The organism is Pseudoalteromonas sp. SG43-1 (assembly GCF_014164415.1).
Lineage (GTDB): Bacteria > Pseudomonadota > Gammaproteobacteria > Enterobacterales > Alteromonadaceae > Pseudoalteromonas > Pseudoalteromonas distincta.
Window position 1 is genome coordinate 132,892 of sequence record NZ_JACJFD010000004.1, and the last position, 25,404, is coordinate 158,295.

Here is a 25,404-nt window from a genome sequence, read left to right on the forward strand (position 1 = left end):
GCTAGCAATTTAGTACTCACAACGCTACTATTAAATAAATACGTGGTGGAGAACATAATGAATAGTGAAAGATTAGGTGAGTTTGAGCAGTACTTTCAAATTAATGAAAGTATAAGAGTAAATTTATTCCCCGTATCAAACGGACAAGTTCCTAAATCGCAGCTTGAGCTTGAAGACGACATTCCCCCACTATTTAGATTAGCAAATGAAGTAAGTGAGCTTGAACAAAGCTCGTTACGCCCACTGCGTAACTTAGGCGATATAGCACAAGAGCTAGCTACTTTTTTACAAGCGCAGTCACGTAAAATAGATTTAATAATGAGCCATATTTTGGCCTCAGAACAAGCCCAAGATAACGCAATACAATGTGATAGCTACGGCGGTGGCGGTATTCGTTTTACATCACCTGAAGTACACTCAATTGGCCAAGCATTTAGAACCAAACTGTTTTTGCACCACGAGGCCTCTGCGGTTTATTGTTACACCGAAGTTGTGGCAGTAGAAAAACAAGATAGCGAACACTACCAATACACTATGCTCTTTACCGCAATTAGAACCACTGACCAAGAACTTATTGTTAGAGCGAGTTTACATGCTCAAACCCGCCAACTTAAAAAACGTCAAGAACTTGATCAAAACCAAGGCGACCTAAACAGTGATAATTAGCTGACATCTTTATGTAAAATGCTAAACTAGCGCCATCTTAATTAGTATATAAAATTCATGAACTTTAGACTTTTACCAGAATGGGCCGAGCAAGACGCTGTTATGCTTACATGGCCTCACAAAGACACCGATTGGGCCGACAACTTAACGCGTGTAGAACCTGTATATATTGAACTTGCTAAACACATAACAACGCAGCAACAGCTTGTTATTGTGGCGCATAACAGTGCCTTAAAAGTGCATATTACAGCATTACTAAATAGTGCTAACGTCTCTCTTAATCGTGTTCATTTTGTAGTAACGCCTACTAACGATACCTGGGCGCGCGATCATGGTCCGCTTACTTGCGCCGCTATTGATTCAACAGAACAATTAAAAGTATATGATTTTACTTTTAATGGTTGGGGCAATAAGTTTGAAAGCACATTAGACAATCAAATTAATCGTACTTTGGTAAAAGAGCTAAGTAGCACAAACAACCAATATCAAGCGCTCGATATGGTACTTGAAGGTGGCGGTATTGAAATAAACGAGCACGGTGTGTTGCTAACAACCAGTGAGTGTTTGCTTAATAAAAACCGTAACCCTGATTTAAACCCAAATGATATTGAAGCACTTTTGAAAGAGCACTTAGGCGCGACGAGTTTTTTATGGGTTGAACATGGCTATTTAGCGGGCGATGACACCGACAGCCACATTGATACCTTAGTGCGTTTTGCACCAAATAATACCCTTGTATATGTGCAGTGTGACGATAAAACTGATGAGCATTTTAGCGCACTTGATGCGATGGAAAAACAACTAAAAACCTTTAAAACTGCCGATAACACCCCATATAACTTAATTGAGTTACCGTGGCCAAAAGCCGCTTATGACGATGAGCAAACACGCTTACCGGCTACCTACGCTAACTACTTAATTATTAATAATGCTGTGCTTGTGCCAACGTATAATGATGCCAATGATGAACGTGCTCTTGCGCAAGTTCAAAAAGCATACCCACAACACACTATTATTGGCGTAAATTGCCAACCAATTATTGAACAATTTGGCAGCCTGCACTGTATTACAATGCAATTACCTCGTGGATTTTTAGCTGGAGCAGCACAATGACAAGCCCTGCAAAATTAACCGTTGCGTTAGTGCAACAAAGCAATACCGATAACGCAAAGGACAATATGGCAAAATCAATAAGTGCCATTCGTGAAGCCGCTCAAAAAGGTGCAAAACTGGTTGTACTCCAAGAGCTGCACCGAAGCCTCTATTTTTGCCAAACCGAAAATGTTGACGTATTTGATTTAGCCGAAACCATTCCAGGCCCTAGCAGTAATGCCTTAGGTGAGCTTGCTAAAGAGCTAAGCATTGTTATTGTCGCGTCTTTATTTGAAAAACGCGCTACGGGCCTTTATCACAATACTGCAGTTGTATTAGAGCAAGACGGCAGTATTGCAGGTAAATACCGCAAAATGCATATTCCTGATGATCCAGGTTTTTACGAAAAATTTTACTTTACCCCAGGTGATATCGGTTTTGAGCCTATTCAAACCTCGGTGGGTAAATTAGGCGTGCTAGTATGTTGGGATCAATGGTTTCCTGAAGCTGCACGTTTGATGGCAATGGCTGGCGCTGAGGTATTAATTTACCCAACCGCTATCGGTTGGGATCCTAACGACGACATTGCTGAGCAAACTCGTCAAAAAGATGCGTGGGTTATTAGCCAGCGTGCCCATGCTGTTGCCAATGGCGTGCCGGTAATTAGCTGTAACCGCGTTGGCCATGAAAGTGACCCTAGTGCGCAAAGCGATGGTATTTCGTTTTGGGGCAATTCGTTTATTGCAGGCCCACAAGGTGAACTATTAGCAGAGGCTAATAATACTGATGAGCAAATTTTAGTAGTAGAAATTGATCAAAAACGCTCAGAAAACGTAAGACGTATTTGGCCTTTCTTACGTGATAGACGAATTGATCACTATAAAGACCTAACAAAAATATACCGAGACTAAGTAACCTTAACTCAAGATGGCTCTTACTTGCTAAGAGCCAACTATAAATGGAGTAATAAATGGCGTTTGAGCAATGGGCAGCCTTGCCTTGGGTAAAATCTCATAAAGATAAAATTCAATGGGGCCAGCTAAGCGGAAGTGGTTTAAGTATTGCTATTGCTGAAGGCGTTAAACAACAAGATAACTTAGTCTTAATTGTTACGCCTGATACACCAAGTGCACTGCGCCTTGAAACAGAATTAGAATATTTATTACCCGATAACCCAGTCATGGTATTTCCTGATTGGGAAACTCTGCCATACGATCATTTTTCTCCCCATCAAGATATTATTTCAGCCCGTTTGGCCACTTTAAACACCTTAAAAAAAGAACAACAAAGTGTGTTAATTGTGCCTGTATCTACTTTAATGTTGCGCACAGCCCCGGCCTCATTTATTTACGGTTCAACAATAAACTTTAAAGTAGGCGACAAACTAGACACTCATAACTTTCGTGACAATTTAGAGCAAGCCGGTTATTTAAATGTTCAACAAGTAATGGAGCACGGCGAATACGCTATACGCGGCTCTATCGTTGACTTATACCCAATGGGTAGCCCACACCCATTCAGACTCGACTTTTTTGATGACGAACTCGATACCATTCGCTTATTTGATGTAGAAACACAGCGCTCTGATGAAAAAGTAGATAAAATTGAGCTACTTCCAGCGCATGAATTTCCTACTAACGACGCTGATATAGAACGCTTTAGAATAAGCTACCGTGAAAAATTTGGCGCAAGCTCGCAGCAAGATTCAGTATACATGCAAGTAAGCAAAGGTAACTGGCCTGCAGGTATTGAATACTACATGCCGTTGTTTTTTGAAAAGCTCGCGACTATTTTTGACTACCTGCCAGATACAACAACCGTTATGCAGCTGGGTGATTTAGAGCACGCGGCAGATAACTTTTGGCACGATGTAAATGTACGCTATGAAAACCGCAGAGTTGACCCACTTCGTCCATTACTTGAACCCAATGCGCTTTATCAGCCTATTGAAGAGCTGTTTTCTAATTTAGGCAATTTTGCACGTATTAGATTATCCCTTGCAAAGCTTGGCACTAAAGCGGGTAATAAAAACTTAAGCGTTAGCGAGCTGCCAGCCATTCGAATTGATCATAAACAGCATGAACCTTATGGCGCGTTTATAAATTATGTAGCAGAGCAAAAAAAGAAAAAAGGCCGCATATTACTCAGTGTTGAATCGGACGGTCGTCGCGAATCATTGCTGAGCATTTTAAAACCAAGCGGTTTAAAATTTAAAGAATTTGAAACACTCGAACAATTTATAAAAAGTGCAAGTGACGTAGGCTTAATAGTAAGCCCGCTCGAGCAAAGTGTAGTACTTGGCACTAAACCAAGCCTTTCTATTATTACCGAGCAAGAACTGCTTGGCATAAAAGTATCTCAGCGCAGACGCCGCAAGCACAAGTACGAAGCCAGCCAAGATGCGCTAATTCGTAATTTAGCCGAGCTTAAAGAAGGTCAACCTGTTGTGCATCTTGATCACGGTGTTGGCCGTTATCAGGGGTTGCAAACAATTGATGCTGCAGGTGTAGTTACTGAGTTTGTTACGATTACTTACGCAAGTGAAGCTAAATTGTACGTGCCAGTATCTGCATTGCATATGCTGAGTCGTTACTCTGGCGGTGAAGAAGCCAGCGCCCCACTGCATAAGCTTGGCTCAGATGCATGGGAAAAAGCAAAAAAACGTGCTGCTGAAAAAGTTCGCGATGTAGCCGCAGAATTACTCGACATTTATGCTCAGCGCCAAGCAAAACCTGGTAATAAATTTACTCTAGATGCCCCCGCATATCGACAATTTAGCGATAGCTTTCCGTTTGAAGAAACTGACGATCAGCGCAACGCCATAGAAGCCGTATTAGGTGATATGCAATCAAAACAAGCGATGGATCGTTTAGTGTGTGGTGACGTAGGCTTTGGTAAAACAGAAGTGGCCATGCGCGCTGCTTTTGTAGCAGTTAACGATGATAAGCAGGTAGCCATTTTAGTGCCCACCACCTTGCTCGCTCAACAACACTATGAAAACTTTAAAGACCGTTTTGCTGATTTTCCTATTGAAGTAGGTGTGCTTTCGCGCTTTAACTCCACTAAAGAGCAAAAAGACACACTTGAAAAAATGGCCAATGGTAAGCTCGATATAGTTATTGGCACGCATAAACTTATTCAACAAGACATTAAATTTAACGATTTAGGCTTGTTAATTGTTGATGAAGAGCATCGCTTTGGTGTTCGCCAAAAAGAGAAAATTAAAGCACTGCGCGCCGATGTAGACATACTCACACTGACTGCAACGCCAATACCTCGTACACTCAACATGGCTATGAGCGGCATGCGCGATTTATCGATAATCGCAACGCCACCGGCTAAACGTTTAGCGGTAAAAACTTTTGTACGCCAACGCGATGTAGAACTAATACGCGAAGCGGTACTGCGAGAAATTAAACGCGGTGGCCAAGTTTACTTTTTACATAACAACGTAGAAACTATCGAGCGTGTTGCACAAGAAATTAGTGAATGGGTACCTGAAGCCAGTGTGACAACAGCCCATGGCCAAATGCGCGAGCAAGAGCTTGAGCAAATAATGACTGACTTTTATCATCAAAAATACAACGTGCTGGTATGTACCACGATTATCGAAACCGGTATTGATGTGCCTACGGCTAATACCATAATTATGGACAGAGCAGATAAACTTGGCCTTGCCCAGTTACACCAATTACGTGGACGAGTTGGTCGAAGCCACCATCAAGCATATGCCTACTTACTAACAGGTGATCCTAAAGCGCTTTCTAAAGATGCGAGTAAACGCTTACAAGCAATTGAATCATTAGAGGACTTAGGTGCAGGCTTTGCCCTCGCTACACACGATTTAGAAATTCGTGGTGCGGGTGAGCTACTTGGCGATGATCAATCAGGCCAAATGCAAACCATCGGGTTTAGTTTGTATATGGAAATGCTCGAGCAGGCCGTAAATGCGCTGCGCGAAGGTAAAGAGCCAACGCTTGAAAACCTACTTCAAAAACAAACCGAAGTAGATTTAAAGCTGGCTGCATTATTACCTGATGACTACATACACGATGTTAATGCACGCTTGGGTATGTATAAGCGCATTGCAAGTTGTGCTAACCTTGATGATATGGATGAACTACAGGTAGAACTAATAGACCGCTTTGGTTTATTACCTGATGCTGCTAAAAACCTATTTAGCCTACAATTATTAAAAATGAAGGCTAGTAATTTAGGTATAACTAAAATTGAGGCAAATCCAAAAGGTGGTTACTTTGAGTTTAGCCAAGATACCAAGGTTAACCCTAGCTTCATCATTGGCTTGATACAAAGTGCGCCTAAGGTGTACAAAATGGATGGCGCAAATAAACTGCGCTTTGCAATTAGTGAGGCAAATGCCCGCGAACGCTTAAAAATGGTCACTGCAATGATTGCAGATTTCGAAAAAAAGGTTAGCCATTAATGTTGCTAAAAAAATCGCTTATTGTTTTATGCTGCTTATTTAGCAGCACTGCATTTGCAGAACGCTGGTTTGAGGTTGAGGTGCTTGTATTTAAACAGCGCCCTGCCCCGTATTTACAAGAAGACTTTAGCCTTAAGCACAAAGCTATTGAAGATAAAAATACGCTAGACTTACTGACCCCTCTTTACACTGAACAAGCAATGCAGGCCTGCATAGATGGCGATGAGCGTTTTCAAAAACGCACTTTTACTGATTCATTAGTTAATTCAAACCCGCAATCGGGTGTATGTGACAACAGTATCGACTACCTACAAAGCTACGATGAGCTACCTGTAACGCCTTTAGCACCCGCTAAAGATGATATGCAGCAAACTTATTTATTAGCGCCGCAACAGCTGCAATTTAAAGCGCAGTATAGGCAGCTAGACCGCAAAGGCTTAACACCTATTCTACATACTGGCTGGCGCTTTGAAGGTGCAAGCAAGTCACGCGCCCCAAGCATGCATTTAATAGCGGGTAAGCATCTTAAAAATGTACCCAATGTAACACCTAGCTATTCAAACCCTGATTTTGTAAGTTTATTGAATTCACAACCGGCGCTATTTAACGACCCAGATCAATCAAAAGCAGAATGGGAACTAGACGGTTTATTTAAAATACATTTACGACATTATTTATACATAACAGCTGATTTTGATATTAGCCAAAAGCTAGAAAACGGCGATATAGAGTCAGCCCGTTTTTCTCAGTTTAGACGTGTAATTAGTGGTGAAGTACATTACTTTGACCATCCACGAATGGGCATGATTGTCCAGATCAGAAAATTCAAACATTAATATTAAGTAGGATATAACAATGAAAAAATTCCTTATCATCGCAGCTACATTAAGCCTTGCGGCTTGTTCTAAGGTAAGTCTTGAAAATTATGAAAAAATTAAAGTAGGCATGGATAAGACTGAAGTTGAAACTATTTTAGGCAGTGCTGATAACTGTGTTGAAAAAACACTGCATACGAACTGTATATGGGGCGATGAAGCAAAAAATATCGAGATCACACTAGTATCAGACAAAGTAACTTTATATAGCAAACATGGCTTAGCTAATAAATAGACCAAATATTAGGGGCTGATTGTATCAGCCCCTTTTTAAATTAATAAAACTCATTTTTTGGAGTAGATAAGCTCAATATTAACGATTTTACTGCGATTTAACGTTATTTTATAGCGTTGATAGAGTGTTTTATCTTCCTCAGTTAGAACAAGTACCATGTTTAATTGATAACGCCTTTCTACAGCCTGCTTAGAAATTTTATTACTGTCTAAATGATATAGCTTCCCTTCACCACGTTTTAAATAACGTGCAAATGGTGCAAGATTAAATTGTAGCGTGTGCTGTAGTGTATCGTAGCCGGGCAAAAATTCTTTCGCACTAACACGTGTCTCACTTGCAAAGTGTAACCACTGCGCAGCTTGTTTATTTTGTTGACGACGTTTTGAAAAAATAGATTTCACTTCTTTAGGTATTTTTTTAAAGCGCATGTATTCAAGCCAAATTAGCTGACTCGCTACTTTGTCTTTGGTAATACTATTTTTAAAACTAAATCGCCACTTAGGTCGCCCTTGTACAATGGCTCGCCAAATCATACGTGTAATATCTTCTTTAAATATTTCACGTAGCCCGTATATAACACCTAAAATTAAAATAAGTGTCGCGGTGACTTCAGTAAACGTTGAGCGAGCATTGAGTATTACAACCATCACAAATGCCATGATAACAGCTGTTACAGTGCCTTTCACTAATCGCTTAAGGTAGCTGTTAAGAAACCGCGTTTGACGCTGTAATATTACGCCGTGCTCAATTAAGCGTTGTAACAAGCGCATTTTATTTGTTATTCGATTTGCGTCTTGCATGGTTGTTTCAGAGTTGTAGCTTTTCTCTGCTCGATACGTATTTTCGCTTTTACAAAACTGCAGTAAATCGTTACGCTCTTTTGCATAATCGCTACTACGTGGGCCTTCATCTAAAAGCTTTAAAAAAGATTGCTCAACATGCCAACTTAAATAGTTATCAGCATTGGTAAAAAATGGCAGTAGTTTTTCGTCATCTGGTGTGTAGCGACGCAGCTTTTTTAAAAGCCCTTCGCTTTGCTCATATACCTCTTTAGCACGTTTATAAAAGTCTTCGGCTTCATCAATTTTTAACGCGTCTTTTATATCGGCATCAAGGGCTAAACGTACTTGGTAACAAAATAAATTAAGGTTTTGCCGGTAATCTTGTTGCTCACCTTTGTTTTTACTAACAAAACGGCTTCGCACTAAAGGCAAGTGTATATTGTTAGCGTTATACGCTAGGTGTGATTTAAAGTGGTTATTAAAGTAAGATTCTTCGGTAAGTGTTTGCGGATTGATCCCCATTTCATTAGGGATAGAAAAATACAGATCTATGCGCTGTTCAGAACGAGGAGTTAGTTCTGGTTCAATGACAAAAGATAAGTTTTCATCTTGTTTTAACAATTAGTTCTCCTTCTAAAATATCGTTTTAGTGTACTTGTCTCCTTTATTTTGTTCAATAAAAAAGGCTCAGTAAATACTGAGCCTTAATAAGATTAATGTGCTAGTTAAAATTTAACGTTTACACCAGCAAATACACGACGGCCAAGTACATCATATGTGTACGGGTCAGTATTAGAATCGTTGTTACCTGAGTAGTATGGTGGTTGCTTATCGAATAAGTTATTTACACCTGCAGTTAACGAAACCATGTCACTGATAAAGTAAGAACCGCTCACATCATGGTAAACAACAGATGGTGTTGTTGGAGCATAACATGTAGATTCTTTACCTAAACAGCTGTAGCTATCCATTCCTGCAATGTAACGTGCTTTGTAGTTAGCAGACCAAGCATCACCTTTAACATCTAGCTCGAAGTTTGCTTTTACGTCAGCATAACCACCTATACCAGAAGTAATTAAACCAGCGTAATCAATGCTTGATTCAATAACATCAACAGTGTACTCGTCAAGGTAAGTAACATCTAATGACGTATTCCAAGCAAGGCCAGCTAAATCAAATTTGTAATTTAAGTTTAAGTCATAACCTTTTGTTTGCTCATAACCTACGTTTTGTAGTTGGTTATTAAACGCGATACGACCTGTGCTTTGGTTAAAATCGATATTTGCTGAACTACAAAGTGCTGTTGATTGATTCGCTAAAGAGCCATCTGTTGCAAGACATGAATCCACAATGTATTGGTTGTTTACTGTAGCAATAGCGTTTTCGATTTCAATGTCGTAGTAATCTAACGTCATTGAGAAACCTTCAAACCATTCTGGTTCGTAAACTACACCAACGGTAACTGTATCAGCTAATTCAGGTGTTAATTGGTCATTACCACCAACGGTTACTTCAGCCTGATCTTGTGCACCGGTGAAGCTAACTTGCTCATAAGATGGAGAATCACCTGAGTATAGCTCAGCAACTGTAGGAGCACGGAAAGCTGTAGAACGAACACCACGAAGCATTAATTCGTCGTTTACACGCCAAGTTAAACCAAGTTTCCACGTTTCATCAGAACCAAATGTGCTGTAATCAAAAGCACGGATCGCAGCGCTTAATTCTACATTTTGTGCAAGATAAGCATCTGCAACTAAAGGAATAGCCAGCTCAAGGTATGCTTCGTTTACATCAAAACGACCGCTTGTTGCATCAACGCGTGGATCATTTGCAAGACCTTGTGAAGTGATCGAATCTGGTGTGTACCACGCTTTTTCTTCACGGCGTTCAAGACCTGCAGCAAAACCTACAAAGCCCGCAGGTACTTCCATTAACTCACCAGAAAGCGCAGCTGTAATCATAAATAATTGACTGCCGCCTGAGTTTTGCTCAGTGTAAACATAATCACTAAAGCTACTGCTTGACCATGAAGCTTGTGAAAGTGGGTTAAAGTTACCAGCTTCAATTTCGCTTTGAATTGAACCCATATTGTGAAGGTTGCTTAAGCGATCTACTGAGTCATTACGACCAAAAATTACTGATGTATCCCACTCTAAACCGTTATCTAAATAACCTGCAGCACCGATAACAGAACGAACTGTATCAACTACTTGAGATGAATCACGTGTACCAGTGTCAACCATACGACGGCCGTAAGAAACTTCATCACCGTAATTAATATTTTGGTCGATTAAAGAATCACCCATCCACTCAGCGTAGTCAAAGTCGAACCATACTGGTTGAGGTGCTAGTTGCTGCTCTGACCAACGTTTTGAGTATGTAAACTCAGAGTATAAACGCGTTTCATCAGTTAAATCAAAACTACCAATACCTGTAAGGTTTAAACGACGCATTGGCGTGTATAAGTAGCTAGATTGCGAATAGTTGTAAGCATCACTAGTACCAAAGTCGTGCCAACCATTATCAGCTTGACCTTGTAAAGATTCATCACCTGACCAAACATGACCATTAGGAGTATAAGAAGAACCAGAACAGTACGGAGCACTGCCATCGCCATCTTCAGTTAATGGACAATCAGAAAAGCTACGATCAGCCTGAGAAGCATCGCCACGGTCTGTGTACTGCAAACCGATTACAACGTTACCACGACCGAAGTTACCACCCATTGTAATATCAAAAGACGTTTCATCTGCATCACCTTCAGTAGTGATTGCTGATTTAACATTAAGGTCTAAGCCTTCAAAGTTATCTTTTAAGATAATATTTACAACACCCGCAACAGCATCAGTACCATAAACAGCAGATGCGCCATCTTTAAGCACTTCAATATGCTTGATCATAGATACTGGGATAGTATTTAAATCAACTGTAGAAGCTGCGCCTGTACCTGAGTTGATCATACGGCGGCCGTTTACAAGTACTAAAGTACGTTGTGAACCTAAACCACGTAAATCAATTGATGCATTACCACCAGAACCATTATTGATACCTGGGTTTGTCATTGCGCCGCCTGTAGCGGTCATTTTTTGTAGTACAGAATCTACTGATACTGCGCCTGAAGCAGCAATATCGTCAGCACCGATAATAGTAACTGGGCTAGCGGTTTCCATATCTGCGCGCTTAATGCGAGAACCCGTTACTTGAATTTTTTCGATTGCTTGTGCTGAGTCTTCAGCAGCAAGAACTTGCACACTTGAGAACATTGGAAATGCTGCGATTACAGCTAAACCAAGAGTTGATTTTTTCATGAAAGAACCCTACTTGTTGGAAATTTACCTTTATTGGTAATGCTCACTTTTTATTAGAATAGTGAGTCAGGTGGGCAACTTAGGCGCTTTTAACTGAACGAAAACTTAATGGCAGCTCAATTTATATCAAGAAATAAAATGGAATAACCATAGTAGGTACATAGGTTACATTATGTTTCAGTGTTAATTAATAAATACACTTTAAAAACAATACCTTGAAAAGGCAAGGAAACATTAGAAACACACCTGAAACCAAAGTGATTCACTTTGTAATCAAATGTAATTAACTGAGCTACGTACCAAAAACAGACAAATTAACAACTTAATCACAGCACATTATTAAAACCGCAAAACTAAATGTTAATTAATAACCATATTTATGCATACTTGATGCTTAAATAGTCTTATTTAGCCTCTTTGGAAGGTTTTTTGATTAGATTTTTTTATTCAGTCGTAATTAAAGTTGAACTTTTTGAGAGCACTTATTCACTATTGAAGTTTTGTCAGTATTAAAACCTAAAAAGGCAATTTTATTGATCTTGTCACTCAAATAATCGTATGTATATGAAAACGAACTCACATCAAAAATGTAAGCTGTATACAAGAGTTTGTAGTCGCAACTTTAATACGTTACGTAAAAAGAGTAATTGAGTGTTTGTATTACAGAGGTGGCATTATCTTTAACGGTTAGTTCTAAATTCCAAAGCATATTTTGCTCTGAACAAATACCAACCATAGTATTACTTTGCCAAAGATCATTATGTTTTTTAAATTTTTGGGGAATGTAACCCATGTACATAGTGATGCCTTTAAGCTTGGCATCTTCAATTGTAACGTTTGCAGGTAAGTCACTAAAGATAGTAAATGGAGTTTCGGGGGAAAGGGTTTTCTCGCTTAACCATACTTTAACATCATTTGAAAAAGTACAAGGCAAATTGGCTTCGCACTGGGCATTTTTAAGAAATTTTTCATCTGTATTTTTAGAAAAATCACACGCTGTTAATAAAAAAAACACCACAGTGAATAAACTTAACCTATATATAAGCATAACAATTTCGCACTAAAGAAAAGCAAATACTAATAATCGTGACTGTAAATAACAAGTGCGAGTGTTACTATTAGGCCAAATTAGGCACAAACTGTATCAAAAAATAAACAACAAGCTCACAAAGTTTGATTGATGTCATAATTTTATGTAATTGACCTATCTTTTTTAGGCCAAAAAATTTATCATTTCACCCGCAAAAAATAAGGGTTTCTCAAGTTTTTTTTCTGAAGTTTTCATGTATTGAAAGTTTTAGGTAACACGCTTGAGAAAAATAGTAGGCCCCACTTTTAATAGTGGGTAATTCATTTCTAAACGCATTTATTGCAGCGGAAGCCAGAAAATGAGCCAAACAGTAGCATCACAAACTGAGTATAACTATAAGGTTGTACGCCAATTCGCTATTATGACAGTGATTTGGGGCATCGTTGGCATGAGTATTGGGGTTCTGATTGCTGCCCAATTAGCTTGGCCAGCACTTAACTTTGATACACCATGGTTAACTTACTCTCGACTACGTCCGTTACACACGAACGCAGTAATTTTCGCATTTGGTACTAGTGCACTGTTTGCGACGTCTTATTACGTCGTACAACGTACTTGCCAAACGCGTCTTTTCTCAGACAAACTCGCCGCCTTTTCATTTTGGGGCTGGCAGCTAGTTATTGTATTAGCAGTAATTACATTACCACTTGGTATTACTAGCTCAAAAGAATACGCAGAACTTGAATGGCCAATCGATATTTTAATCGCTGTGGTTTGGATTGTTTACGCTATTGTATTCTTTGGTACTTTAATCAAGCGTAAAGTGTCGCACATTTATGTTGCTAACTGGTTCTATGCTGGCTTTATTATTACTGTTGCAGTACTACACATTGTAAACAGCATGGCAGTGCCTGTGTCGTTAACTAAATCATACTCAATCTACGCAGGTGCGGTAGATGCTATGGTTCAGTGGTGGTACGGTCATAACGCTGTAGGTTTCCTATTAACTGCTGGTTTCTTGGGTATGATGTATTACTTTGTACCTAAACAAGCAGGTCGCCCAGTTTACTCATACCGTTTATCGGTAGTTCACTTTTGGGCATTAATTTCATTATATATTTGGGCAGGTCCTCACCACCTTCACTACACTGCGCTTCCTGATTGGACGCAAAGTTTAGGTATGGTTATGTCTATTATCCTATTCGTACCGTCTTGGGGTGGTATGATTAACGGTATTATGACCCTATCAGGCGCATGGCATAAACTGCGTACTGATCCAGTACTACGCTTCTTAGTTGTTTCATTGTCTTTCTACGGTATGTCTACGTTCGAAGGCCCTATGATGGCAATTAAATCTGTAAATGCGTTATCTCACTACACAGATTGGACAATCGGCCACGTACACTCAGGTGCACTAGGTTGGGTTGCTATGATTTCAATTGGTGCTATTTACCACTTAATTCCTGCGTTATTTGCGCAAGGTCGTATGTATAGCGTTAAATTAGTTAATACCCACTTCTGGTTACACACTGTAGGTGTTGTTTTATACATTGTTGCAATGTGGATCTCTGGTGTAATGCAAGGTCTTATGTGGCGTGCGGTAAATGCCGACGGTACATTAATGTACAGCTTTGTGCAGTCTTTAGAAGCGTCGCATCCTTTCTACATTATGCGTTTTGTAGGCGGTGTATTCATCGTAACAGGCATGTTAGTTATGGCTTATAACGTTTTCCGTACAATTTCAGCTGAGAAAGAATCTCTGAAGTTAGACGCGCAAGCACAATTAGCATAACGGAGTGAGATGATGAGCAATAAAAATTCACAAAACAAACATGAAATAGTAGAAAAGAACGTTGGCCTTATGGCTATTCTGACTGTTTTTGCTATCAGCTTTGGTGCATTAGTTGAAATTACTCCGCTAATGTTCCAAGACGACACAACTAAACCAGTAGAAGGCCTACGCCCTCTTAATGCTTTAGAAATGGAAGGCCGTGACATATATGTACGTGAAGGTTGTTATAACTGTCACTCACAAATGATCCGCCCTTTTCGTGATGAAGTTGAGCGTTACGGTCACTACTCTGTAGCAGGCGAATCAGTATGGGATCACCCTTTCCAATGGGGTTCTAAACGTACTGGTCCTGACCTTGCTCGCGTTGGTAAACGTTACTCGGACGATTGGCATTATGCTCACTTAGTTGACCCACGTGCTGTGGTTCCTGAGTCGAATATGCCGGGTTTTCCTTGGTTAGCAGAGGATAGGGTAGATACAAGCCTGACTCTGAAAAAACTACAAATTTTCCGTGATACTTTTGCTATTAACCCAGAAAACCCTAAACACCCGGGCCTAGGTTATGGCAGCGACGAAGAACTTAAAGCTGATGTTGAAAAAGTTAACGCTATGAATAACGGCGAAGGCGCAACAGAAATCCAAGCTCTAATCGCGTATTTACAGCAACTTGGTACCCACTTGAAGTAAATTATTATGGATTACGGAACATACAGAGGCATTTTGACTCTGGTAATTTTAGTATTGTTTATTGTGATTGTTGTATGGGCATACAGCAAGCGTAGCAAAAATCGTTTTGACAGCGCTGCTAATGCCATTTTTGAAGATGAAAAAAAACATAACAACACACTCTCTAACGAGGAAAAGGAGTCTGAAAAATGACTAGCTTTTGGAGTATTTGGGTTATTGTATTAACCCTTGCATGCTTATGCATCATCTTTGGCCTATTAGTTTGGAACTTAAAAAACTATGCTGGCGTAAAAGAAGGTGAAAGCTGTGGACATGAATTTGACGGCATTGAAGAGCTAAATAATCCACTACCAAAATGGTGGACTTACATGTTTTTCGCAACTTTTATTTGGTCAGTATATTACCTTGCAGCTTTCCCAGGTTTAGGTAACTGGGAAGGTTTTGGTAAATGGACTAGCTCTAACCAAGGTATTACGTCTTTAGCTGAATCTAAAAAAGCAGTTGCAGAGGCCAAAGCAGAAGGTCGTTTTGTTAAACTTGATAAAGAGTATGAAGCTGCAGAAGAACGCTTTGGTCCTATTTTTAATCGACTTGCACAAGTGCCGGTTTTAGATTTAGTTAATTCTAAGTTTGAAGGTGACGCAGCGCAGCAAGTTGCTCTTGAAAATGGTGACAAACATGAACAAACAGATGGTCAATTAGCCATCGAAATTGGTCAGCGTTTATTCTCACAAAACTGTGCGCAATGTCACGGCTCTGATGCACGTGGTGGAACAGGCTTCCCTAACCTAACTGATAAAGATTGGTTATATGGCGGTACACCAGACAAAATTAGAGAAACACTGCTTAATGGTCGTATAGCTGCAATGCCAGCTTGGGGCGATGCTCTTGGTGAGCAAGGCGTTAAAGAAATGACTGCACATGTGTTGAGCCTTTCTGGTCGTACTGTTAACCAAAAAGATGCTGCCGCAGGTAAAGCTAAGTTTGCAATGTGTGCAGCATGTCACGGTGCTGACGGTAAAGGGTCGGTTGCACATAACCTACCATTTGGCGCGCCTAACCTGACTGATAACATTTGGTTATACGGTGGTTCTCAACGTGCTGTTGAAGAAACACTTAATCACGGCCGTGCTGGTGTAATGCCTGCTTGGAAAGACATTTTAGGTGAAGATAAAATTCACTTATTAACAGCCTACGTTTACAGTTTATCGCAAGATAAATAAGCACGCGGTTAATAAAATGTTTATAAATTAATTTATTTAATTCAATAGATTAATCCAGATCAAAAAAGCCTCCAGTCGGAGGCTTTTTTTTAGTCTTTTACGTATAATTCCTATAAAATAACGCTTCCTAAACTAATTTTAGAGACACTATGCAACCTACTCCGTGGTATAAAAATTTTTGGCCTTGGTTTTTAATCTTTTTTCCGTTAGTTGCCATTATTGGCTGTATTAGCTTATTTATTACGGCAATAGGTAACGGCCCAGATATGGTTGTTGACGACTACTACAAAAAAGGCAAAGCAATAAACTTAGAACTGACTAAGTTTGAAAAAGCAAAAGCACTTTACTTACATGGCGAATTAAATGTAACCAACGAGCGTGTAAGCTTTAAGTTTACAAAAGGTGACAGTAGCAACGTGCATGTTTTAAAACTTTCGTTTTACCACCGTACTATTAAAGCGCATGACTTTGAGGCCACACTTACACCTAATGCCAATCAAGAATTTACTGCATTACTTGATAAGTATACACCAGGTGCATACTCTGTATTTATTGAGCCAATTGATGGCAGCTGGAAACTCAAAGAAAACATTGTTCTACCGACGGCTGAAACCGTTTTAGTTACTCCTAACTATAAGTAATCATCACTATGTCTCACTCTTGCTTTCATTGCCTTGAAAGTGTGCCAAACGGATTTAGCGCAAACGTTATAATTTACGATATAGCCCAGCCAATGTGTTGCATTGGCTGCCAAGCAGTTGCGCAAAATATTGTTGATCAAGGTATGACTGATTATTATAAATACCGAACTGTTCGCGCAGGCAAGGTTGAGCAACTGGTACCTGAGCAACTCGCATTTATAAAAAGTTATGACAACGAAGATATTCAAGACGAATTTATAGCTACTAACGACAATATCTCAGAGGTATTGTTGAGTGTTGAAGGTATAACCTGCGCAGCGTGTGCATGGCTTATCGAAAAACAACTCTTAAACTTAAAGACTGTAAAACGGGTTGATGTAAATACATCCACCAACCGCGCGATGATCCAATGGGATAAAACCAGCACCCCATTGAGCGAAATTATTACTTCCTTAGCCAAAATTGGTTATAAAGCCTACCCATTTCAATCAGATATTGAAGCTCAACAAAAGCAACAAACTGCCAAAGCCTATATTCGCCGCTTAGGTGTTGCAGGCTTAATGACCATGCAAGTTATGATGTTTGCGTTTGCCATGTACTTTGGCATGTTCTCAGGGATGGACAGCAATTTTGAGCAGTATTTTAGATGGATCAGCTTAGTACTTGCCTCTCCGGTTATTTTATATAGCGCACTGCCCTTTTTAACCAACGCCATGAATGGCTTAAAAGCAAAACAGCTCAATATGGATTTACCCGTATCGCTGGCTATTTTTGGTGCGTTTGGCGCAAGTTGTTACGCCACATTTATGCAAGTCGGCGAAGTATATTTTGAATCTGTGTGCATGTTTACCTTTTTACTTTTATTAGGTAAGTACCTTGAATTTAGAGCGCGTTTAAAAGCGAGCGAATTTACTGCCAACTTACAAAAATTATTGCCATTAACAGCCCGCACCATTAACGACAGTGGTGAAGAACTTATAATTGCAGCCAAAAAACTAAAACTTAATGACGTAGTACTCATTAAAGCGGGTGAAACAATCCCTGCCGACGGCGAGCTTATAAAGGGTAAAACTACGGTTGATGAATCAATGATGACGGGCGAACACCAACCCGTTACAAAATTTATCGGCCACAATGTCTACGCCGGTTGCGTTAACCACGACGGCGTTATTGAAATAAAAATTAATAAAATTGGCCAAAATACCCTTTTAAATCAAATTATCCGCTTGCAACACAACGCATTAACTAAACGCCCTAAACTGGTTGAAATTACAGATAAAGTTGCGCAATGGTTTATAGCGTGCCTGCTTATATTTGCTTCACTTACAGCTATTGGCTGGTACCAAATTGACCCTGAACACGCATTTTGGATCACCATTTCGGTTTTAGTTGCTACCTGCCCATGTGCCCTGAGTTTAGCCATACCAACCGCACTTACATGCGCGGTTGCAACCTTGACCCGTAAAGGCGTATTAATAAAACAAGCGCATGTGCTCGAAACACTCTCACAAATTACGTTATTTGCCTTTGATAAAACAGGCACACTTACTCAAGGTAAATTTAGCCTTGATGAAGTAGATATACTCGATAAGCAATACACAAAAGCGCAAGTGCTAGATATGGCAGCTATGTTAGAGCGTTATTCTGAGCACCCTATCGCCAGCGCATTTGATGAAATTATCCCTGCTCACCACAATTTTGATAACGTTAAAGTACATCCAGGTCTGGGAATTAGCGCACAAGATGCAAACAATCATTATGCTATTGGTAAAAGTGGTTGGTTTGATAGCAAAAAATCAAATGCACAAGCAAGCTTGTATATAAATAAGCAGCTTGTTGCTCGTTTTTACTTTATTGATAAAGTAAAAAAGGATGCTCAAAAGCTTATAGGCTCACTTCAATCGCAAAATTTAACGTGTCATATGTTAACCGGTGACGCATCAGATGCTGGGCAAAAAGTAGCTAAGCAACTCAACCTTGAAAGTGTGCAATCTGGGTGTTCGCCACAAGATAAACAAACAGCTGTTGAACAATGGGCGTCACAAAACGAAGTTGTAGCAATGGTCGGCGATGGCATAAACGACAGCCCTGTATTTGCCAGTGCGCATTTATCCATTGCAATGGAAACCGGTGCTGACATATCAAAAAATAGCGCCGATGTAGTGCTCCTTAATAGCGATTTAGCTTCAATTGATCATTTACTCAATGTGGCAAAACAAACCAGACGAATTATTAAGCAAAACCTTGCGCTGTCTTTATTGTATAATGCGTCCATATTACCATTGGCAGCGCTGGGCTTAGTCGCTCCGTGGATGGCTGTTATTGGCATGTCTGCCAGCTCAATTATTGTGATCAGTAATTCACTAAGGCTATTAAAGTTATGAGCATAATTTACATTTTGATCCCCATTGCCATTTTGTTTGTCATTATTGCTATAGGCGTTTTCTTTTGGGCCGTAAAAAGTGAGCAGTTTTCTGATTTAAATAAGCAAGGTCATAGTATTTTGTTTGAAGACGACAAAGAGCAACATAACAAAAGTAATGATTGATCCTCTTTACACCAGCGCATTTTTAATGGGGCTAATAGGTAGCGGTCATTGCATTGCCATGTGCGGCGGTATTGCAAGCTCATTACAACTGGCAAGTGATAAACGCAAAACATTTACCTATTCATTTGCCTATAATACCGGGCGTGCACTGAGCTACATGGCAGCAGGTGCACTTGTTGCTGGTATTAGCAGCCAATTTGCTAGGCAAAACACATCTTTTTCTTTAGCACTTTCATTCATTGCAGCTATTTTTATGCTCCTAGTCGGCGTGTATATAATGCGCCTGGGTCCTACGTTGCAATGGTTAGAAAAAATTGGTAAAACCTTAGTGTGGCAACACATTGTTAAGCTAAATAAATACTTAATGCCTATTAACTCCCCTTTTAAAGCTCTAGGTTACGGTGCTTTGTGGGGATGGCTTCCATGTGGACTTGTTTACTCAGCACTTACATGGGCGATGACTAGCCCAAGTGCCCTAGACGGTGCTTTAGTGATGCTTTGTTTTGCTTTGGGTACTTTCCCCGCAATGATCACGTTAGGCGTTACCGCACAAAAACTAAATAGTATTATTAACCACCCTTGGACCCGAATTGTATTGGGCAGTGTTATAATCTGGTATGGTATCTACTTATTGATAATTGCAACTGACAAGCTGATACAATAACCTATTCGCAGTATTAACCTTTTATGGTTATTTTGCAGTCGTGTGTATAAAAATTTAAACGGATTAAATTATGGATTTCTCTCAAAGTCGCGCTAAAGGTAATTGTGCTATTAGCTGTAATAACTGCAGTATTAGTCAATTGTGCTTGCCATTTTCTCTCAATGGCCAAGAAATGGATAAGCTAGACGAAATTATTGAGCGAAAAAAACCACTCCATAAAGGCGATTATCTATTCGAATCAGGCGCACCTTTACAGGCTATTTATGCTGTACGCTCTGGCTCATTTAAATCGTACACATTATCAGAGCAAGGTGATGAGCAAATAACCGGGTTTCATTTAGCGGGTGACTTAGTAGGCTTTGACGCGATAAGTAAAATGGCGCACCAGAGTTTTTCACAAGCACTTGAAACGTCAATGGTGTGCGAAATACCATTCGATACCCTTGACGAACTTGCTGGTAAATTACCAAAACTTCGTCAACAAATAATGCGCTTGATGAGCAGCGAAATTACATACGATCAAGAAATGCTGTTATTACTCAATAAAAAATCAGCAGAAGAACGCTTAGCTAGTTTTATTTATAACTTATCAGAGCGTTTTGGTGAACGTGGTTTTTCACGCAAAGAATTTAGATTTACCATGACTCGCGGTGAAATAGGTAACTACTTAGGCCTTACCGTAGAGACCATTAGCCGTTTATTAAGCCGTTTTCAAAAAGCCGACTTAATAAAAGTAGAAGGTAAATTTATTACAATTTTAGATAATGATGCCTTAGCTAAAACGGCAGCAATCGTTAAGCCTCGCTAAATTAAATAGTTTGATTTAGAACAACAATTTATATGCTACCCCTTTAACTGTTTTATATTTGCGTTACACTAATTGTACACCCGCTAGGCAAATGGAGTAGCATATGAACACTATTAAACGCATTATTGCGGTTATTGACCCTACCAAAGACGATCAACACGGTTTATCACGTTCAATAGACTTAGCCAAAAAATCTGGCGCAAGTATTACCGCCTTTATGACGGTTTACGACTTCTCTTATGAAATGACAACGATGCTATCTGGCGATGAACGCGAAGCAATGCGTGATGCCGTACTAAAAGATCGCCAGCTATGGCTTAAAGATTTGGTTTCACCTTACAAAGATATAAATATTGACACCCAAGTGGTTTGGCATAACCGTCCTTATGAAGCCATAATCGATACTGTAATTGATCAAAAGTACGATTTAGTAATTAAAGGCACACATCAACATGGTGCACTTAAATCCGTTATTTTCACCCCTACCGACTGGCATTTAGTACGAAAATGCCCTGCCCCGGTGTTGTTTGTTAAAGAAATGGCATGGCCAGAAAACGGTAATATTTTAGCTGCTGTGAATGCGGTTAGTGAAAACGAAGAACATGTAGCACTTAATAAACGGGTAATTAAAGACGCACAATTTTTATGTGAACTTGCCAACGCAAAACTTAATTTAGTTAATGCTTATCCTGCAACGCCCATAAATATAGCAATTGAAATTCCTGAGTTTAACCCTGGACTTTATAACGAATCAGTTAAAAAACACCACATTGAATCAACCAATGCACTTGCTGCTGAGTTTAATTTAAGCCAAGAGCAATGTTTTATTGAAGAAGGCCTACCAGAGGATGTAATCCCTGATGTAGCTAAGCGGTTAAATAGCGAATTAGTTGTTATTGGTACCGTTGGTCGTACAGGCTTAAGTGCCGCTTTAGTAGGTAATACAGCAGAGCATGTAATTGATAGCCTTGACTGCGATGTACTAGCACTTAAGCCCGATGGTTACGTAAGCCCGATGGCAAAGAAACTAGATTAATTAAAAATTTAGCAAGTAACAAACTGGATATTACTTGCTAAAAATACCGTGTTTAATTACATCCTAAACTCGCATATTCAGGTGGTTTGGGTATAATACGCCCCTTTATTTTTAGCAAATAACTTTGCTGTATTGTTTTACTAGGGGGCGTAATTGTCACACTCAGATCAAGCTAAAGCTCAATTTAACTTAAATAAGCTACAAAAGCGTTTACGTCGCCAAACTGGTCAAGCCGTTATGGACTTCAATATGATTGAAGAAGGTGACCGTATAATGGTGTGTTTATCAGGTGGCAAAGACAGCTACACAATGCTTGAAATGCTTCAACATTTAAAACGTGTAGCACCTATAAAGTTTGATCTCGTTGTTGTAAACCTAGATCAAAAACAACCAGGGTTTCCTGAGCACGTTTTACCCCAGTATCTTGATAAATTAAATGTAGAATACAAAATTGTAGAAGAAGATACCTACAGCATTGTTACTGACATTATTCCTGAAGGTAAAACAACCTGTTCACTTTGCTCACGACTGCGTCGTGGTATTTTATACCGCACAGCAAATGAGTTAGGCGCAACTAAAATAGCCCTTGGCCACCATCGTGACGACATGATTGAAACGTTGTTTTTAAATATGTTTTACGGTGGAAAACTAAAAAGTATGCCGGCTAAATTAATGAGTGATAACGGCGAGCATATGGTTATTCGCCCACTTGCATACTGCAAAGAAAGCGATATAAGCCAATACGCATTTGCACAAGGTTATCCAATTATTCCGTGTAACCTATGTGGTTCGCAAGAAAACCTACAGCGTAAACATACAAAAGCAATGCTCGCTAAATGGGATGCTGAGCACCCAGGCCGTATTGAGAGTATTTTTACAGCAATGCAAAACGTCGTGCCTTCACACTTAGCTGATGCTGATTTGTTTGATTTTAAAAACTTACAAACCGGTGAAGTCATTGATGGTGGCGATATAGCTCTTGATAAGCCAGACATTCCTAAAGTGCCTGTTACTAATGAGCTTGATGAACAAGAAGCGCCAAGTGTAGTTACTATAAATTTAAGCTAACATATCTAGGCTAACAAATTTAAGGGGGTTGTATTTATGTACAACCCCCTTAAATTTACCAATTCAGCCTTACGTTGTCTTTTTAACTCTCAGCTAGGCCTTGTAAAAACTCTAAACTTAACTTTTCTTGTGCATTAGTCTGATACGGCAACTGCTGTAAACTGTCGTACGAGAAATCGTTTATATCAAAATGGCTTATTTCACTATTCCCAAAGCTGTTACGCTCACCTGGGCTTGGCGACATTCTTTCTATTACAAAGTCACTTAAGCGCATATCGGTAACGCCCTTAGGTAATACTGACCAATGAGCTTTTAAGTCTACGGTTTGGCTCCCTTGTGTTAAGCGTTCCTTAGATACCAAATGAGCAAGTGGTGTATCACCACTATATAAATTCGCCCTAATACGATACAAACCACTTTTTATCACCGTTAAATTAGCTGGCATAATCATGTTTTCATTTTGAGCATAAGCTATTTCAAAACCTGTCAAAGTAGCACTTGGCGGCATATATTGAATTTGCGCAACTACGGGTACTTTTTTGCCGTCAACATCGCCCTGCACATACACTTGCAAACTACGAGGGTAATCTTCATCTTCTTTAAATGTAATAATTGCCTCACCTTCACGCGCATTGCCCGTATGGGTATTTAATACTTCCTTTGTATCAGTATTTGCAAGTTCAATGACCACTTTACCAAGCCCTTGAGCGCTTACCTTTATTGTTATTTCTTCTGGATATACAAAACGATATTGTTTGAGGCTTACCGTTAAAGCATCGCCGCTTTCACCTATGGGGCTCGACACAGGATAAAACTGATTTGGCTTTAATCGATCTTCATCTAAAGGACTCAAAGGTTGGGAATAAGGAGGAAACTTAAGTGCACTTTCGTATTGCATCACCACTTGCTGCGCTGCTTTTGTTAGGTCTTCATTAAACGCAATTTGCTTTTTTGATTGTGGTTTTTTAGCTTTAGGCACATCTATAGGGATCACTTTTACAGGCGATAAGTCAGGTGCGTTCGCGCTGTGTTTAATCTGTGGTTTTATTGGCTCAGCAACTTTATGAGCATCATTTTTACCAGTAAACCATAGCGAGAATAAAATAGTGCTAATAATTAAAGCAACGACATAAAATTTTTTCATTTTTATATTTCAATCTTTTATAAGGCGTATAGTTTTTAATACCAATCTGCTTATATATGGGTCTATTTAACGTTAAGAAAATTACGCTAGAACTAGGCAAAAATTTTTGTATCTAGTTGTTCTCGGCAATTGCTCCCTGCATTGCTCTACCTCCTGCATCCATGCAGTCGTAAATAAAAAATTTTTAACGACGTTATAGTGGAATTTAATTCGTTAAATTGATCAAAGATTTATGCAGATTGGTATAACTACACGCCTTCTATGTTATGGAATCACATTATAAATAAGTGCTGATGCACTTAAATTATTTGAATCCCTAATATAACGATATTGTTTTTTCCAAAACCAACTACCTGTAGTTTTATCAAACGTATTAAACCCTACGTTATTACCTTCAACATTTACGTTATTCATGGCTATTGTGACATTACCTTTACGCTGCGCGTTATGTATTTCGTTATGGCTATAACTGTCACTCATCATCATTGGATAATGATTTGGCATAAAGCTACTAACAGCATCACCTTGCGATTTTAAATGGCCATCTGTATCAATACTGCTGCTACAACTTCCAAACGAGCCAGCCGAACTTGCACCACATGAAGAGTGCGATGCTACAACCGAATCATCATTACCTTTTAAAAATCCACCTGTTAAACCTAAATACGCATTACCATCTGCCACAAAGCGTAATCTAGGTGTACGTGCATCAGGAAATGGCGATATTTTACGGGCATTATTCACTTTTAAATCGTGTAATACACCAACAGCTTCGGTTACATCGCTCCCTAGCCACCATTTGAGTGCTGCATCGACCGCAAAGTTCCATGATGCGCCAGTTAAAGCACTAACGGCTACATCTGCAAGCTCACTTCCACCACCCGCGCCTGCTAAATCAAACGTCGCAACAATATTAAGCGGCTGTAAGCCTGCGTTTTCTAACCAGTTTTCTTGGTTATCAATAATATGGCGTGCAACTAAGTCGCCTGTTGAATGTGTTACAAATACACAGCCATCACTGCATAAATTAGAGCGTGAAATTTGCTTTAACTTTGGCCACACCCAATCGGTAGCAATTTTACCTTCAATTCGCTCATAAGCAGGCCAATCAATTCGCTCATCTGCACGATTATTCCAGTACGATTGCCAATATGTTTCACCGTCATTAATTACATCACTACCCGGCTTATTGGTTATTTGCGAAGTTTGTAACCCGTGAATTAATATAATTTTGTAGTCTTTACTCGCAGCAGAAAAGCTCATTAGCATAGCAAGCCCAGCACCAATTAGGTGACTTGGTTTAATTAATGTGTGTGTGCGCTTAGTGTTGTTCATACAATTCCTTAATGTTGTGTACGTAA

At 39.5% G+C, this 25,404-nt stretch carries 22 protein-coding genes; 17 read left to right on the forward strand and 5 right to left on the reverse strand.

The window, feature by feature from the left end:
- Positions 1 to 57: 57 nt before the first annotated feature.
- From H5159_RS05470 to H5159_RS05495, 6 genes are read left to right on the forward strand one after another with little or no spacing between them, the layout of a single operon-like run.
- A complete protein-coding gene (locus H5159_RS05470; protein ID WP_002961502.1) occupies positions 58 to 666 on the forward strand; it encodes a PilZ domain-containing protein in 609 nt (202 codons plus the stop codon).
- A 57-nt stretch (positions 667 to 723) separates the two neighbouring features.
- On the forward strand, positions 724 to 1,779 hold the full coding sequence (locus H5159_RS05475; protein ID WP_182720766.1) for an agmatine/peptidylarginine deiminase: 1,056 nt from the start codon (positions 724 to 726) through the stop codon (positions 1,777 to 1,779).
- Positions 1,776 to 2,669: a carbon-nitrogen hydrolase gene (locus H5159_RS05480; RefSeq protein ID WP_024597239.1), complete on the forward strand. Its 894-nt coding sequence runs from the start codon at positions 1,776 to 1,778 to the stop codon at positions 2,667 to 2,669. The genes H5159_RS05475 and H5159_RS05480 overlap by 4 nt, the downstream gene beginning before the upstream one ends.
- Before the next feature lie 59 nt (positions 2,670 to 2,728).
- Complete coding sequence (mfd, locus tag H5159_RS05485; RefSeq protein WP_182749084.1) at positions 2,729 to 6,202, forward strand: transcription-repair coupling factor; 3,474 nt, start codon at positions 2,729 to 2,731, stop codon at positions 6,200 to 6,202.
- A complete protein-coding gene (locus H5159_RS05490) occupies positions 6,202 to 7,038 on the forward strand; it encodes a peptidoglycan binding protein CsiV (RefSeq protein WP_182779900.1) in 837 nt (278 codons plus the stop codon). Before mfd ends, H5159_RS05490 begins: the two co-directional genes overlap by 1 nt.
- Positions 7,039 to 7,057: 19 nt before the next feature.
- On the forward strand, positions 7,058 to 7,312 hold the full coding sequence (locus tag H5159_RS05495) for a DUF3862 domain-containing protein (protein WP_182779901.1): 255 nt from the start codon (positions 7,058 to 7,060) through the stop codon (positions 7,310 to 7,312).
- Between the two features lie 50 nt (positions 7,313 to 7,362).
- On the opposite strand, the gene H5159_RS05500 is transcribed toward H5159_RS05495, so the two are convergent.
- The 3 genes from H5159_RS05500 to H5159_RS05510 form a co-directional block, all read right to left on the reverse strand.
- The gene (locus H5159_RS05500; RefSeq protein WP_182725174.1) at positions 7,363 to 8,715 is read right to left on the reverse strand and encodes a hypothetical protein; all 1,353 of its coding nucleotides are present in this window, start codon (positions 8,713 to 8,715) and stop codon (positions 7,363 to 7,365) included.
- Positions 8,716 to 8,819: 104 nt separating this feature from the next.
- Entirely contained in the window at positions 8,820 to 11,402 is a 2,583-nt protein-coding gene (locus tag H5159_RS05505; RefSeq protein ID WP_182768921.1) for a TonB-dependent receptor, read from the reverse strand.
- 622 nt (positions 11,403 to 12,024) lie between these two features.
- Positions 12,025 to 12,450, reverse strand: a complete 426-nt coding sequence (locus H5159_RS05510) for a hypothetical protein (RefSeq protein ID WP_039490088.1) — start codon at positions 12,448 to 12,450, stop codon at positions 12,025 to 12,027.
- 340 nt (positions 12,451 to 12,790) lie between these two features.
- Here H5159_RS05510 and ccoN point away from each other — a divergent pair, with 340 nt between their 5' ends.
- The 11 genes from ccoN to ttcA all read left to right on the forward strand — a co-directional run bounded on the left by ccoN (position 12,791) and on the right by ttcA (position 22,899).
- Positions 12,791 to 14,224, forward strand: a complete 1,434-nt coding sequence (ccoN, locus tag H5159_RS05515) for a cytochrome-c oxidase, cbb3-type subunit I (protein ID WP_002961515.1) — start codon at positions 12,791 to 12,793, stop codon at positions 14,222 to 14,224.
- 12 nt (positions 14,225 to 14,236) lie between these two features.
- Entirely contained in the window at positions 14,237 to 14,911 is a 675-nt protein-coding gene (ccoO, locus tag H5159_RS05520; RefSeq protein ID WP_165723947.1) for a cytochrome-c oxidase, cbb3-type subunit II, read from the forward strand.
- A 6-nt stretch (positions 14,912 to 14,917) separates the two neighbouring features.
- Positions 14,918 to 15,103, forward strand: coding sequence for a CcoQ/FixQ family Cbb3-type cytochrome c oxidase assembly chaperone (locus H5159_RS05525; protein WP_024597380.1), 186 nt, complete (start codon positions 14,918 to 14,920; stop codon positions 15,101 to 15,103).
- The gene (gene ccoP, locus H5159_RS05530; protein ID WP_138488889.1) at positions 15,100 to 16,134 is read left to right on the forward strand and encodes a cytochrome-c oxidase, cbb3-type subunit III; all 1,035 of its coding nucleotides are present in this window, start codon (positions 15,100 to 15,102) and stop codon (positions 16,132 to 16,134) included. Before H5159_RS05525 ends, ccoP begins: the two co-directional genes overlap by 4 nt.
- Before the next feature lie 149 nt (positions 16,135 to 16,283).
- Positions 16,284 to 16,775, forward strand: coding sequence for a FixH family protein (locus H5159_RS05535; RefSeq protein ID WP_002963075.1), 492 nt, complete (start codon positions 16,284 to 16,286; stop codon positions 16,773 to 16,775).
- A gap of 8 nt (positions 16,776 to 16,783) precedes the next feature.
- Complete coding sequence (locus tag H5159_RS05540; protein ID WP_182779903.1) at positions 16,784 to 19,159, forward strand: heavy metal translocating P-type ATPase; 2,376 nt, start codon at positions 16,784 to 16,786, stop codon at positions 19,157 to 19,159.
- Positions 19,156 to 19,323, forward strand: a complete 168-nt coding sequence (gene ccoS / locus H5159_RS05545) for a cbb3-type cytochrome oxidase assembly protein CcoS (protein ID WP_002963071.1) — start codon at positions 19,156 to 19,158, stop codon at positions 19,321 to 19,323. Before H5159_RS05540 ends, ccoS begins: the two co-directional genes overlap by 4 nt.
- Positions 19,316 to 19,987, forward strand: a complete 672-nt coding sequence (locus H5159_RS05550) for a sulfite exporter TauE/SafE family protein (RefSeq protein ID WP_039490095.1) — start codon at positions 19,316 to 19,318, stop codon at positions 19,985 to 19,987. The genes ccoS and H5159_RS05550 overlap by 8 nt, the downstream gene beginning before the upstream one ends.
- A gap of 70 nt (positions 19,988 to 20,057) precedes the next feature.
- Positions 20,058 to 20,795: an FNR family transcription factor gene (locus H5159_RS05555; protein ID WP_002963069.1), complete on the forward strand. Its 738-nt coding sequence runs from the start codon at positions 20,058 to 20,060 to the stop codon at positions 20,793 to 20,795.
- Positions 20,796 to 20,898: 103 nt separating this feature from the next.
- On the forward strand, positions 20,899 to 21,831 hold the full coding sequence (gene uspE, locus H5159_RS05560; protein ID WP_182716156.1) for a universal stress protein UspE: 933 nt from the start codon (positions 20,899 to 20,901) through the stop codon (positions 21,829 to 21,831).
- 153 nt (positions 21,832 to 21,984) lie between these two features.
- Entirely contained in the window at positions 21,985 to 22,899 is a 915-nt protein-coding gene (gene ttcA / locus H5159_RS05565; RefSeq protein WP_002963067.1) for a tRNA 2-thiocytidine(32) synthetase TtcA, read from the forward strand.
- A gap of 82 nt (positions 22,900 to 22,981) precedes the next feature.
- Here the strand turns inward: ttcA and H5159_RS05570 are convergent, their stop codons facing one another.
- Positions 22,982 to 24,043 carry a hypothetical protein gene (locus H5159_RS05570; RefSeq protein ID WP_182779905.1) on the reverse strand — a complete coding sequence of 354 codons (1,062 nt, stop codon included), beginning with the start codon at positions 24,041 to 24,043 and terminating at the stop codon, positions 22,982 to 22,984.
- A 264-nt stretch (positions 24,044 to 24,307) separates the two neighbouring features.
- Positions 24,308 to 25,378: a hypothetical protein gene (locus tag H5159_RS05575; RefSeq protein WP_182779907.1), complete on the reverse strand. Its 1,071-nt coding sequence runs from the start codon at positions 25,376 to 25,378 to the stop codon at positions 24,308 to 24,310.
- Positions 25,379 to 25,404 lie beyond the last annotated feature (26 nt).